The organism is Streptomyces sp. NBC_01433 (genome assembly GCF_026340105.1).
Lineage (GTDB): Bacteria > Actinomycetota > Actinomycetes > Streptomycetales > Streptomycetaceae > Streptomyces.
This window is the reverse complement of sequence record NZ_JAPEPM010000001.1, coordinates 3,628,294-3,641,777: the sequence shown is the minus strand read 5'-3', so window position 1 is coordinate 3,641,777 and position 13,484 is coordinate 3,628,294. Positions and strand designations below refer to the sequence as shown.

The window sequence follows — 13,484 nt, the reverse complement described above, 5'->3', positions numbered from 1 at the left end:
CCGTGGTGCTGCTGTGCGGCGGATCCGCGTGCGTGCCTCACAGCCCGCCTCCCTCGTGCGGGTGGGGCTGCTGGGCGCTGCCCGCTCCGGGCGCTGCCTGGTGCGGGATGCGCGCTTCGTCCTCGTCGTGCGCGTTGGTGGTCGCGGCCGCTTCGGCGCTCGCCTCACGGGTCGCGACGACCTCCGCCACCGCGTCGAGCACACCCCGGTAGCCGGAGCAGCGGCAGAGATTGCCGCAGAGTGCCTGACGCGTCTCCAGCTCGCTGGGGGCGTGGTTGCCCTCCAGGAGGTCGTGGACGGTCATGGCCATGCCGGGGATGCAGAAGCCGCACTGGACGGCGCCGCAGGCGGCGAGGGCCCGCTGGACGTCGGACGGCTCACCGTCGACAGCGAGACCTTCGACCGTACGGACCTCACTGCCCGCAGCCGTGGCCGCGGGGACCAGGCAGGAGGCGACGAGACGGCCGTCGACCTGGACGTTGCAGGCCCCGCATTCGCCCTGCGAGCAGCCGTCCTTGGCCCCGGCGAGGCCGAGGCGTTCGCGGAGGACGTAGAGCAGGGACTCGCCGATCCAGGCGTCGGTCACCGGGCGGTCGACGCCGTTGACGTGCAGGAGGTAGGAGGCGGCGGGGTGCTCACTGGGAACCTCGGTGATCGCTTCGGTGATCGCTTCGGTCGTCTCTCCGACCGTTTCGGTGACCAGGTCGGTGACCGAAACGGCGGCCTCTCCGGTGATCTCTCCGGCCACCGGTTCGGTGATCGCTTCGGCCGCCTCTTCGGTGACCGGTTCGGCGGTCTCCTCGACGAAGGCGGCGCCGGGTGCGGCGCCCGGTGCGTCCCCGAGAGCGGTTCCTCCGGCGTGCTCGGCGTGGCCCTCGGATTCGGCCGCGGAGGTCGTGTGATCGGCCTCGGCCGCCGTCTCCGCCACCTCCGGAGCGGGTTCCGGGGTCGCCCACGGTGCGGGTGCGCCGCCCGGCAGCGTGGCCGGGGGCGTGCTCTCCGCGTACCACTGGGACGCCTGTGCCGAGGCCATGAACTCGCCCGACTCGTCCGGAAGGTCGCCGTCCGCCACCGGGATCGTCCACTGGCCGGTGTGGCCCACGGCCTCGACGGGCGCCGGATCCGGCGCGCCCGCCTGCTCAGCAGCGGGCTCGCCCGTGATCTCGCTGAAGTTCCACTGGGCCGTCGAGTGCGACGTCTCCTGATACGGCGACATGTACGGGCGCGACAGGTCCTGCTGATCCGACAGGCCCTGCTGGGCGTGCACGTCCCGCTGAGCGTGCACGTCCCGCTGAGCGTGCACATCCTGCTGAGCGTGCATGCCCTGCTGGGTCCGCACGTCATGCTGAGCGTGCTCGTTTCGCTGACCGGGCAGGTCGTACTGCGGGGCGTGCGCGTTCCGCTGGCCCGGCAGGTCGTGCTGCTGGGCGTGCGCGTTCTGCTGGTTCGGGTCCGGCCAGTGCACCGCCCCGGGGGTCTCGTTCCGCGCCCGCGCCTCGGCCTGGGCCTGCTGGGTCTGCGTCTGCACGACCCAGCTGCCCGTCGCCGCCGGGTCCAGGCCCGCCGCCGGGGTCAGCGGCAGGATCATCGGCGGTACGTACCCGTGGCCGGGAGCGGCCAGCGGCGCGTTGGCCAGGTCCTCCGGCGGCAGGTGGACGAACGCGGTGGCGTCGGCGTCGTACTCACCGGTCTGCGGCGTCGGCTGCCAGGCGCCGTACCTCGGATCGGGCCCCTCGGGGTGGCCCTGGTGTTCGGGATGTTCCTCGTTGCTCACGACAGTGCCCTCCCCAGCGCGCGTCGGGCCAGCGCGGCAACGGTACGCCGCAGGTGCAGTACGGCCGGGGACAGCGGTGGTGCCTCTCCCCCGTCGGCCGGTGGTGCCTGGTCCGGGATGCAGGCCGCGGCGACGTACTCGCCGAAGGCGGCCAGCGCGTCGGGGGCCAGTCCGCGTTCGCCGTCCCAGTCGATCAGCGAGGCGATCCAGCGCTCGGCCTCCAGCGGCCGCAGCGGCATCGGCGCGATGGCGCCGACCGCGCAGCGCACGCCGCGCCGGGCCGGGTCCAGGACGATGGCGACGGAGGCCGTGGCGCGGCCCGGTCCGGTGCGGCCGGTCGCCTTCAGGAACACCTGGGGGGCGTGCAGCAGCGGTACGCGGACGAAACCGATCAGCTCGGCGGGTTGGAGCATCTCCCGGCCGGCCAGCAGGTGCGAGACCGGGATCTCGCGGCGGGCGCCGCCGGGACCCGCGATGACGAGTTCGGCCTCCAGGGCGGCCAGCACCGGCAGGGCGTCACCGGTCGGCGCGGAGGTGGCGATGTTGCCGCCGAGCGTCCCGGCGTTACGGATCTGGGGCGGACCCGCGGCGCGCGCGGAGGCGGCGAGCGCGGGGATGAGGGCGGCGAAGTCGGGCCGCCCCATGCGTGCGTGGGTGAGTCCGGCGCCGAGCAGCGCGTGACCGTCCTGGTAGTGCCAGCCGCGCAGCTCGCTGATCCGGCCGAGGCCGACCAGTCCGGAGGGGCGCAGCAGCCCCTTGTTGACGGCCGCCATGAGGTCCGTGCCACCGGCCACGGGGACGGCGGCAGGCATGGCGCCGAGTGCCGCCACGGCCTCGTCTAGCGAGGCCGGCAGCGTCACCGACTGCATCGCCTGCGGTGCGTGCGTGGTCAACCCAGCTGCCCCTTCCCGGTGTCCCGGCAGTCCCGCCTGTTCCGCCGTACGGTACGTGCTCACAGCCCGGACGTGGCAACTCTGGCACATCTTCCGACCGGACCGACGCGAGGGTCCACGAAGGACGCATCCGTCCCTGACCAGAGGGTAAATCCGCTTTCGCACCTCTTCGGCGCAGAGTGTGAATTGCCACTCTTCGGCGAGTCTTGTACGACTTATTCGGTTCGTTCCGCACATTCCGCACGACCCACGCCCGCGCGAATTCCCGCCTTCCGCACGCCTTCCGTACGCCCCGCCTTCCGCCCGTCCGCGCCCGTCCGCGCCCGCGCGGGTTCGCGCGGGCGCGGCGACGGCGCAGTGGCAGCGCAGTGGCAGCGCGATGGCCGGAACTCGCCCGGCGGGGCGGCTCACACGTTCGGGGGCGGGCCTTCCAGCGGGCGTCCGAGGATGCCGGGGCGCCGCTGCCACGGCAACGGCCCGCCCGGCGGGCGGTAGTCGACGCCGAGGGCGTCGAGTCGCGCGTAGTGCGTGGTCATGCGGCGCTCGAAGCCCGCGAAGTCCCGGTCGGCGGAGGCGGGCAGTGCCGACCAGGCGACCTCGGCGAAGGCCGCGAGCCTCGGGAAGACCTGGTAGTCGACGCGGGCCCGGTTCTGCATGACCTCGGTCCAGACATTGGCCTGGGTGCCCAGGATGTGACGGGCCGCCTCCTCGGAGAGTCCCGGCGGCACGGGTTCGAAGCGGTAGACGTCCTCCAGCGTGCGGACGAAGCCGATCGGCATCGGCTCGTCGGGGCCCGCGTGCTGACGGTGGTCCAGATACACCTGCTGCTCGGGGCACATCACGACGTCGTGCCCGGCCTCGGCGGCGGCGATGCCTCCCGCGTAGCCGCGCCAGGAGGAGACCGCGGCGCCCTGGGGGAGGCCGCCTTCGAGGATCTCGTCCCAGCCGATGAGGCGGCGGCCGCGCTCGGTGAGCCAGGTGTCGAAGTGTCCGATGAACCAGGCCTGGAGCCCGTCCTCGTCGGCCAGACCGAGTTCGGCGATCCGGGCCTGGGCGGTCGGGGACTTCCGCCACTGGTCCTTGAGGCACTCGTCGCCGCCGACGTGGATGAACGGCGAGGTGGTGGCGGGGAAGAGCTCCAGGATCTCCTCGAAGACGCCCTCGAAGAAGCGCAGGGTGTTGTCAGTGGGGGCGAGTACGTTCGGGTTGATGCCCCAGGTGTCCCAGACGGAGAGGGTGGTGGTGTCGATGACGTCGGTGTTGCCCAGTTCGGGGTACGCGCTGATGGCGGCCTGCGAGTGGCCGGGGATGTCGATCTCGGGGACGACGCTGATATGCCGCTCCGCGGCGTACGCGACGATCTCGCGGATGTCGTCCTGCGTGTAGTAGCCGCCGTACGGGGTCTCGTCCCACAGCTCGGAGGCCCGGTGCCCGTATTTGGTACGGGCCCGCCAGGCGCCGACCTCGGTGAGGCGCGGGTGGCGCTTGATCTCGACGCGCCAGCCCTGGTCGTCGGTGAGGTGGAAGTGGAAGACGTTCAGCTTGTGGGCCGCGAGGAGGTCGAGGTAGCGCAGGACGTCGTCCTTGGGCATGAAGTGCCGTGAGACGTCGAGCATGAGGCCGCGCCAGGCGAAGCGGGGAGCGTCCTCGATCTCCAGGGCGGGGATGCCCGGGTGCGCCTCCGCGGTCACCGGGGCGCGCCGGAAGGCGTCGGGGCCCAGCAGCTGGCGGAGCGTCTGCGCGCCCCAGAAGACACCCGCGGCGCTGCCTCCGGTGACGCGGATGCCGGATTCCGGGTCGACGGACAGCCGGTAGCCCTCGGGCGCCAGGTCCCGGTCGATGACCAATTCGACGGTGTTCCCGGCACCCGCTGCGCTCCCGGCATGTCCGGCGTTCCCGGCACCCGCCGTGTTCCCGGCACCCACCCCGCTCCCGGCGCCCGGCGCCAGGGGCAGGCCGAACGCGGCCCCGAGCGTGGCGCGCAGCCAGCGTTCCGTGTTCTCGGTGCCGGGGGCCGCGGCGATGGTGGTCGACCGGTCCGGTACGAATCCGCACCGCCCCGCTTCACCGATGCGTCCCGGCGCCGGGATCAGAGCCATGGGCGTGGGCGTGGGCATGACGTCAGTCCTTAACCGCTCCGCCCAGTCCCGAGACCAGGCGTCGCTGTACGAGTACGAAGAAGACCAGCACGGGAATGGTCATCACCGTCGAGGCTGCCATGATCCCTCCCCAGTCGTTCTCGTCGGGCTTGAAGAACACCAGCAGCGCCATCGGGAGCGTCGACTGGGAGGTGTCGCTGATGATGAACGACTTGGCGAAGAGGAAGTCGTTCCAGGTCGTGATGAAGGAGAAGACGCTCGTCGCCACGAGGCCGGGGAAGACCAGCGGGAAGAGGATCTGCCACAGGAAACGGGTGCGGCTCGCCCCGTCGATGTAGGCGGCCTCCTCCAGTGCCTCCGGGACCGCCTTGACGAAGCCGCGCAGCATCCAGATCGCGAACGGCAGCGAGAAGGCGAGGTGCGGAAGGATCAGCGAGCCCAGGGTGTTCAGCTGTCCGAAGTCCCGCATCAGGAAGAACAGCGGGATGGTCAGCGCCTCGACCGGCACCATCTGCGCGACCAGGAACATGATCAGCAGGGTGGTGCGGAACCGGAAACGGAATCTGGTCACGGCCGTGGCGGCCAGGAAGGCGATCAGCGCGGACGCGATGACGACCGTGCCCGCGACGAGCAGGCTGTTGAGGAAGTAGCGGCCGAAATCCTGCTGTTCGAAGACCCGGCGGAACGAGTCGAGCGACGGGGACAGGGTCCAGGGGCGGGCCTCGGTCGACTGGATCTCGCCCGCCGGTTTCACGGCGGAGAGCACCATCCAGTACAGCGGGAAGGCGACGGCCGCGGCGATCAGCAGTGCGGCGGCCTCGGCGGCCAGCCTGCCGGGCCGCCGGATGCGCAGGGCGGAGCGCAGCCGGCCGCCCGCGGTGGCAGCGGTACCGGTACCGGTCGGGCTCACAGTTCCTCCCCCTGGCGCCGTACCAGGCGCAGATAGACCAGCGTGACGGCCAGCAGGATCACCAGCATCACGACGCCGATCGCCGATCCGAGGCTGTACTGCGAGGACGCGAACGCCTTCTGGTACGCGTACACGTTGAGCACCAGGTTCTGGCCCGCGATGCCGCCGCCGTTGGTCATGACATAGATCTGGGTGAAGACCTTGAAGTCCCAGATGATCGACTGGATGGTGACGACGACGAGGATCGGGCGCAGCATCGGTGCCATGACGGACCGCCAGATCCGCCACTGGGAGGCACCGTCCAGCGACGCGGCCTCCAGCACCTCGGTGGGGATGGCCCGGATGCCCGCGTACACGGTCACCATGACGAACGGGAACGAGCACCAGAGGACTTCGAGGAGCACCAGGGCGAAGGCGCTGTAGCGCCCGTACGTCCAGGAGAAGTCGCCGAGCCCCAGCACCTTGTTGACCGGACCGAAGTCGGGGTCGAAGAGGAAGACCCAGACGGTGGAGCCGGTGATCGCGGGCGTCGCCCAGGCGCCCAGCGCGGCCACCATCAGCGCGAGCCGGGGCAGGGCGCGGATCCGGGTCAGCAGGACCGCGAGGGCGCAGCCGACCAGCAGGGTGGCCAGCACGCAGACCGCGGCGAAGACCACGGTGGCGAGGAGGACCTGCCAGAACTGGCTGTCGTTGAAGAGGGCCGCGTAGTTGCCCAGGCCCTTGAAGGTGGTCGGCTCGCCACCGCTGACCTGGGCCTGGGTGTACTCCAGGAAGGAGATCAGGCCGAGTTGGTAGATCGGGTAGACCAGCAGCCCGGCCAGCAGGACGAGCGCGGGCAGCAGGTAGAGCCAGGGGGTCCAGCCGGGGCGCCGCGCGGGTGAGCCGGAGCGGCGCCGCCGGGGCGGGCGGCCGGTGGCCGGGCCGTCGCGGCCGGGCGGACCGGCCGGGCCGGGAGTCTTGTACGCCGTCGTGTCCGCGGTCATCGTCAGCCCGCGGCAGCGAACGCCGCGTCCATCTTCTTCGCCGCGTCGTCCGAGGCCCGCGCCACGTCCTTGCGGCCGCTGACGACCTCCTGGAACATCGTCGGCAGGACCAGCGAGGCGTCGATCTGGGCCCAGCCCGCCGAGGCCGGTACGAACTTGGCGCCCGCGCCCAGCGTCTGGACGAACGGCGCGACGAACGGCTGCTTCTTCGCGGCGTTGGCCAGCACGTCGGTGTACGTGGGCAGGAAGCCCATCGCGTCGAACAGCTTCGCCTGGGTCTGCTTGCCGGTCAGCGACTTCAGCAGGTCGACGGCGAGGGTGCGGTGCGAACTGCTCTTGAGTACGCCGATGTTGTTGCCGCCCGCGAAGGCGGGGGCGATGGACCCCTCGGCCACGCCGGGCAGCGGAACCACGGCGTACTTGCCCTTGACCTCGCCGGCCTCGACCGCCGAGTGGGAGAAGTCGCCGCCGATCGCCATGGCCGCCTTGCCGGAGGCGAAGGCGGTGACGGTGGCGTTGCCGCCCATGGAGGCGCACTTGGCGGCCGGGCAGTTGGCGTCGCCGAAGAGCGAGGTGTACGCCTCGATGCCCTTGCGCGCCTTGTCGCTGTTGATGGCCGCCTTGTACGTACCGCCGCTCTCTCCGGCCAGTTCGCCGCCGTTCGCCCAGATGAACGGCATCGCCCCGTAGGTGTACGCGCCGCCGACCGCGAGGCCGTAGAGGTCCGGCTTCGCCTTGTGGATCTTCCTGGCGGTGGAGATCAGCTCCGCCTGGGACTTGGGGGCGTCGATGCCGAGGTCCTTGAAGACGTCGGTGCGGTAGTAGAGCGCGCGTACGCCGACGAAGAGCGGGGCCCCGTACACCTTGCCGCCGACGGTGACGGACTGCCTGGCCGTCGGGTCGGTGTCCTTGGCCTCGTCCCAGGCGGCGAACTCCTCGCTGACATCGGCCAGTCCGCCGTCCTTCACGTATCCGGCGGTGTCGGTGTTTCCGTACTCGATGAGGTCCGGGGCGCTCTTGGGGTCGTTGAAGGCCGCCTTGATCCGCTGGGCGCGGGTGTCGACGGGTATGTACTCGATCTCGACCTTCGCGTCCTTGTGGCTCTTCCTGAAGTCGGCCACGGCCGCGTCGACGACCTGTTCCTTGGGCTTGTTGCCGACCTCCTGGAACAGCCAGACGCGCAGCGTGCCGGACTTCTCGTCGCCCTTGGCGCTGGTGTCGGAGGTCTGCGGCGCACAGGCGGTGGCGGTGAGGCCCGCCAGCACAAGCGCCGCGGCCGGGGCGGCAATTCGGGCAGATAGCTTCATCCGGAACCCCTACAGATCGGTCGTTGCATCATGCGCAACGCGCGTTTCGTTCTGCACAACTGGCAGGAGGGTAGGTCCGGACCTGAGCGCCGACAAGTGGTCTCTACCACTCTGTGACCCACGGGTGCAGCCCGTGCAACGCGAAGCACCTCACAGAACTCTTTCCGGACACCCGCCGGGCATGCGAAAGCCCCCGGGGCGCGCATCTCTGCACACCCCGGGGGCCGGGTACCGGAGGGTCACATCCGGCTGCGGACTACTTCTTGTCCTTGCCGCCCTTGCCCTTGTCCTTGTCGCCGCCGGCGCCCATGGACTCGTAGATCTCCTTGCACATGGGGCAGACCGGATACTTCTTGGGGTCGCGCCCCGGAACCCAGACCTTGCCGCACAGTGCCACCACGGGAGTGCCCTCCAGGGCACTCGCCATGATCTTGTCCTTCTGGACGTAATGGGCGTAGCGCTCGTGGTCGCCGTCGCCGTTCGACACCTGTGGGGTCGGCTCTACGAGGGTCCCCGTACCTGCCCCGCGATCGGGCTCAAGAGTGCTCATAACCGCCAAGGGTACTGAAAGCCGCGGGTGTCAGTTCAGCGAAGGGTCGTCCGGATACGTCGCGATCATCGCCAGCTCACTGCGCTGGCGGCGCAGGACGGCCCGCCAGAGCTTCTCCGGGTGCGGCGAGGAGACGTCGCCGGGCTCCGACTCGACCACGTACCAGGCGCCGCCCGTCAGCTCGCTCTCCAGTTGACCGGGGCCCCATCCGGCGTACCCGGCGAAGATCCGCAGCGAGCCCAGCGCCGCGGCCAGCAGCTCCGGCGGGGCCTCCAGGTCCACCAGACCGATCGCCCCGTGCACCCGGCGCCAGCCGAGGGGGCCCTCGTCGCCGGGGATCACCGCCACGCCGAGCGCGGAGTCCAGCGATACGGGGCCGCCCTGGAAGACCACGTCCGGCTCACCGGTCAGACCGGCCCAGGACGCGAGGATGTCACCGACGCCGACAGGCGTCGGCCGGTTCAGGACCACGCCGAGTGAGCCCTCCTCGTCGTGGTCGAGAAGAAGCACCACCGCCCGGTCGAAATTCGGGTCCGCCAGGGCGGGTGTGGCCACGAGCAATCGCCCTGTGAGGGAGGACACCTCGGTCATGACAGAAATGATCCCGCATGTTCGGCCCCCTCGGGCACCGGATGGCGCGGCCGCCCACCCGCGGCGAGCGAGCGCAGCTCAGGGCGCACCGATGCACAAGGAGCGCACTGCGCGGCGACCGTTGCGGACGGTGACCCTCCGCAACATTCGGGGAGCGGAACGTGTTGTGGCGGATTCATGACGTTCGTACACCCCCCTTCGCCTTACGGAAGGGGGGTAGGAGGCCATTACCCTTTTCGTTGGCCCCCCGCCCGACCACTCCGGAACGCGAGATACATGACCGGCACAGACGATGTCCTGCTTGTCCACGGCGGCACCCCGCTGGAGGGCGAGATCCGCGTCCGAGGCGCCAAGAACCTGGTGCCGAAGGCAATGGTCGCCGCGCTGCTCGGCAGCGGGCCCAGCCGACTCCGCAATGTGCCCGACATCCGTGATGTACGGGTGGTCCGGGGACTGCTGCAGCTCCATGGCGTGACCGTGCGCCCCGGTGATGAACCGGGCGAACTGATTCTCGATCCGTCGCACGTCGAGAGCGCGAACGTCGCCGACATCGACGCCCACGCCGGCTCGTCGCGCATCCCGATCCTCTTCTGCGGCCCGCTGCTGCACCGGCTGGGCCATGCCTTCATCCCGGGCCTCGGCGGCTGTGACATCGGCGGCCGGCCGATCGACTTCCACTTCGAGGTGCTGCGCCAGTTCGGCGCGACCATCGAGAAGCGGGCGGACGGCCAGTATCTGGAGGCCCCGCAGCGACTGCGCGGCACGAAGATCCGGCTGCCGTACCCGTCGGTGGGCTCCACCGAGCAGGTGCTGCTGACGGCGGTGCTCGCCGAGGGCGTCACCGAGCTGTCCAACGCGGCCGTGGAGCCGGAGATCGAGGACCTCATCTGCGTACTGCAGAAGATGGGCGCGATCATCTCCGTGGACACCGACCGGACGATCCGGATCACGGGTGTCGACAGGCTCGACGGCTACACGCACCGGGCGATCCCGGACCGCCTGGAGGCGGCCTCCTGGGCGTCCGCGGCGCTGGCGACCGAGGGCAACATCTATGTGCGCGGCGCCCAGCAGCGCTCGATGATGACCTTCCTCAACACCTTCCGCCGGGTCGGCGGTGCCTTCGAGATCGACGACGAGGGCATCCGCTTCTGGCACCCCGGCGGCGCGCTGAACGCCATCGCGCTGGAGACCGACGTGCACCCCGGTTTCCAGACCGACTGGCAGCAGCCCCTGGTGGTGGCGCTGACGCAGGCCGCGGGCCTGTCCATCGTCCACGAGACGGTGTACGAGTCCCGGCTCGGCTTCACCTCGGCACTCAACCAGATGGGTGCGCACATCCAGCTCTACCGCGAATGCCTGGGCGGCTCCGACTGCCGCTTCGGCCAGCGCAACTTCCTCCACTCCGCGGTCGTCTCCGGGCCGACGAAGCTCCAGGGCGCGGATCTGGTCATCCCGGACCTGCGTGGCGGTTTCTCGTACCTGATCGCCGCGCTGGCGGCCCAGGGCACGTCCCGGGTGCACGGTATCGACCTGATCAACCGCGGCTACGAGAACTTCATGGACAAGCTCGAAAAGCTCGGCGCGAAGGTCGAACTGCCCGGCGGCTCGCTCGTCTGACGGTCGGCCACGGCCGCCCGCACCGTACTGCCGCACACAGCACGACAAGGTCCGCCCGTACGTACGCGGGCGAACAGCCCGCCGCCCCGGCCCCGTCACTCGGGACCGGGGCGGCGGGCTGTTCGCCGCGCGCCGCGGCTCGTGCGGCCCTTCGGGCGGCAGAACCCGTACGGCGCCGAGGCGGCCACGGGCCCGTGGGGCCTACAGGGCCGCTGTGCGCCCGTACAGGCCCGTACAGGCCAATACCGCGCTCGTGCCCGCTCGACCCCGCCGCACCGCCCGGAGAGCCCGCATGGGCCCACCGGACGGCGGGCCCGTGCGGGCACGGTGGGCCCGGCGGACCCTCTTCGGCACGGCGAAGGGCGGCCACCCCTGGTCGGGGGTGGCCGCCCTTCTCGTGTCCAGGGCCCGCCGTCCGAGACGGGCCGTAGGAGACTTACTTGCCCTTGGCGGCTTCCTTGAGCTTGGAGCCCGCGGAGACCTTCACGCTGTAGCCGGCCGGGATGTTGATCGGGTCGCCGGTCTGCGGGTTACGAGCGGTGCGAGCGGCACGGTGGGTGCGCTCGAAGGTCAGGAAGCCGGGGATGGTGACCTTCTCGTCGCCCTTGGCGACGATCTCACCGACGGTCTCGGCGAGCGCGGCCAGCACGGCGTCGGCGTCCTTGCGAGTCACCTCGGCGCGGTCGGCCAGGGCGGCCACCAGCTCACTGCGGTTCATGTTGTTACTCCCGTGTTCTTCTTGCCTGTGAGGCGTGAGATCGAAGCCGATGCTGCCAGGGCCCTCTGACAGTCCCCGGACCCGGGTCTGATGTCAGACCCTCGCGCCCGATTACGCATCCTGCCCCCACCTGCGGCGGGAAAGCCAATCCGGAACCCTCCGGGGTCACACGAAAGCCGCCACGGTTTGCTCGTGGTGACGTTCCGTCGACTGGCCTGAGCGGTCCGCAGCGGATGCCGGGCCGTGCGGGGCCCGCTGCCCGCCCACCCTAAAGGGACGTTTGGGGCGCCGCGACCCACGACGCGCCGTACGACGGCCCGCGTGAGGTACGGCACGTTCCGCGGGGACCGTGACCGGCACCCGCGGAACGTGTCTGTCATGCCAAGGTGGACGGGGTCGCCCCGTCGGCCCCCGCGGCCTTCGCGGCGGCCCGGACGGCTCCCGCGACGGCTCCCGCGACCTTGTCGTTGAAGACCGACGGGATGATGTAGTTCGCGTTCACCTCGTCCTCCGCGACGACGTCGGCGAGGGCACCGGCCGCCGCGAGCATCATCTCCGTGTTGACGGTGCGGGACTGAGCGTCCAGCAGACCGCGGAAGACACCCGGGAAGACCAGCACGTTGTTGATCTGGTTGGGGAAGTCGGAACGGCCGGTGGCCACGACCGCCGCCGTCTGACGGGCGATCGTGGGGTCCACCTCGGGATCCGGGTTCGCGAGCGCGAACACGATCGCGTCGTCCGCCATCGCCGCGACGTCGTCGCCGTTCAGGACGTTGGGGGCGGAGACGCCGATGAAGACGTCGGCGCCGACGACGGCCTCCTTGAGGGTGCCGGTGACGCCCTCGGGGTTGGTGTTGTCGGCGATCCAGCGCAGCGGCGAGTCGGGGTCGGCGGAGACCAGGTCCTCGCGGCCCGCGTGCACCACACCGTGGATGTCGGCGACGACCGCGTGCTTGACGCCCGCGGCGATGAGCAGCTTCAGGATGGCCGTACCGGCGGCTCCGGCGCCGGACATGACGACCCGTACGTCCCCGATTCCCTTGCCCACCACGCGCAGGGCGTTGGTCAGCGCGGCCAGGACGACGATCGCGGTGCCGTGCTGGTCGTCGTGGAAGACCGGGATGTCCAGGGCCTCGCGCAGCCGCGCCTCGATCTCGAAGCAGCGGGGTGCGGAGATGTCCTCCAGATTGATGCCCGCGAAGCCCGGGGCGATCGCCTTGACGATCTCGACGATGGCGTCGGTGTCCTGGGTGTCCAGGCAGATCGGCCAGGCGTCGATACCGGCGAAACGCTTGAAGAGGGCCGCCTTGCCCTCCATGACCGGCAGCGCGGCCATCGGGCCGATGTTGCCGAGGCCGAGCACCGCCGAGCCGTCCGTCACGACTGCGACGGAGTTGCGCTTGATGGTGAGGCGTCGGGCGTCCTCGGGGTTCTCGGCGATCGCCATGCACACCCGGGCGACACCCGGCGTGTAGATCATCGAGAGGTCGTCGCGGTTGCGGATGGGGTGCTTCGACTGCATCTCGATCTTGCCGCCGAGGTGCATCAGGAACGTACGGTCGGAGACCTTGCCCAGCACGACCCCCTCGATGTCGCGCAGACCTTCGACGATCTCGTCCGCGTGCGAGGTGGAGGAGGCCGCGATGGTGACGTCGATCCGCAGCTTCTCGTGGCCGGAAGCGGTCACGTCGAGGCCGGTGACAGACCCCCCGGAGGACTCCACGGCCGTGGTGAGCTGGGAGACTGCTGTGCCGCTCGCGGGCACCTCCAGCCTGACCGTCATCGAGTACGAGACGCTGGGCGCCGTTGCCATGGCCGAGTCCTTCGCTTTCCTTAGCTTCATTGCTACGCGGCCGGGGCAGTCGCCCCGTACACGCTTCCCGATCGTCGCACCTACTGACGGGTAGCCGGTAATGACCGCCACGTTTCGGAAAGTTTTTTCCACCATACGAGAAGTTGTCCTCCCGGCGGAACCCCCAGCCGCCCGGCAACACGACCTTGCCGCTTCCCGGCACGCTTCCCCAACAAGAACAGGCCCGCGC

Annotated in this window: 11 protein-coding genes; 1 reads left to right on the top strand and 10 read right to left on the bottom strand. The window is 70.6% G+C overall.

Going from position 1 to position 13,484, the window contains the following annotated elements; genetic code table 11:
* Window positions 1–37: 37 nt before the first annotated feature.
* From OG413_RS16460 to OG413_RS16425, 8 genes are all read right to left on the bottom strand, one after another.
* Window positions 38–1,774: a (2Fe-2S)-binding protein gene (locus OG413_RS16460; RefSeq protein WP_266806308.1), complete on the bottom strand. Its 1,737-nt coding sequence runs from the start codon at window positions 1,772–1,774 to the stop codon at window positions 38–40.
* On the bottom strand, window positions 1,771–2,667 hold the full coding sequence (locus OG413_RS16455; protein WP_266806306.1) for a xanthine dehydrogenase family protein subunit M: 897 nt from the start codon (window positions 2,665–2,667) through the stop codon (window positions 1,771–1,773). The genes OG413_RS16460 and OG413_RS16455 overlap by 4 nt, the downstream gene beginning before the upstream one ends.
* Before the next feature lie 407 nt (window positions 2,668–3,074).
* The gene (locus tag OG413_RS16450; RefSeq protein WP_266806304.1) at window positions 3,075–4,784 is read right to left on the bottom strand and encodes a beta-N-acetylhexosaminidase; all 1,710 of its coding nucleotides are present in this window, start codon (window positions 4,782–4,784) and stop codon (window positions 3,075–3,077) included.
* 4 nt (window positions 4,785–4,788) lie between these two features.
* Window positions 4,789–5,676, bottom strand: coding sequence for a carbohydrate ABC transporter permease (locus OG413_RS16445; RefSeq protein ID WP_266806302.1), 888 nt, complete (start codon window positions 5,674–5,676; stop codon window positions 4,789–4,791).
* Window positions 5,673–6,659 carry a carbohydrate ABC transporter permease gene (locus OG413_RS16440; RefSeq protein ID WP_266806300.1) on the bottom strand — a complete coding sequence of 329 codons (987 nt, stop codon included), beginning with the start codon at window positions 6,657–6,659 and terminating at the stop codon, window positions 5,673–5,675. The genes OG413_RS16445 and OG413_RS16440 overlap by 4 nt, the downstream gene beginning before the upstream one ends.
* A 2-nt stretch (window positions 6,660–6,661) precedes the next feature.
* Entirely contained in the window at window positions 6,662–7,966 is a 1,305-nt protein-coding gene (locus OG413_RS16435; RefSeq protein ID WP_266806298.1) for an extracellular solute-binding protein, read from the bottom strand.
* 256 nt (window positions 7,967–8,222) lie between these two features.
* Window positions 8,223–8,516, bottom strand: a complete 294-nt coding sequence (locus tag OG413_RS16430) for a DUF3039 domain-containing protein (protein WP_073723799.1) — start codon at window positions 8,514–8,516, stop codon at window positions 8,223–8,225.
* A gap of 30 nt (window positions 8,517–8,546) precedes the next feature.
* A complete protein-coding gene (locus OG413_RS16425) occupies window positions 8,547–9,107 on the bottom strand; it encodes a YqgE/AlgH family protein (RefSeq protein WP_266806295.1) in 561 nt (186 codons plus the stop codon).
* Between the two features lie 276 nt (window positions 9,108–9,383).
* On the opposite strand from OG413_RS16425, the gene murA reads away from it, so the two are divergent.
* A complete protein-coding gene (gene murA / locus OG413_RS16420; RefSeq protein WP_266806293.1) occupies window positions 9,384–10,724 on the top strand; it encodes a UDP-N-acetylglucosamine 1-carboxyvinyltransferase in 1,341 nt (446 codons plus the stop codon).
* A 436-nt stretch (window positions 10,725–11,160) separates the two neighbouring features.
* Here the strand turns inward: murA and OG413_RS16415 are convergent, their stop codons facing one another.
* Window positions 11,161–11,442, bottom strand: a complete 282-nt coding sequence (locus tag OG413_RS16415) for an HU family DNA-binding protein (protein ID WP_003968811.1) — start codon at window positions 11,440–11,442, stop codon at window positions 11,161–11,163.
* A 376-nt stretch (window positions 11,443–11,818) separates the two neighbouring features.
* Window positions 11,819–13,255 carry an NAD-dependent malic enzyme gene (locus tag OG413_RS16410; protein ID WP_266806291.1) on the bottom strand — a complete coding sequence of 479 codons (1,437 nt, stop codon included), beginning with the start codon at window positions 13,253–13,255 and terminating at the stop codon, window positions 11,819–11,821.
* Window positions 13,256–13,484 lie beyond the last annotated feature (229 nt).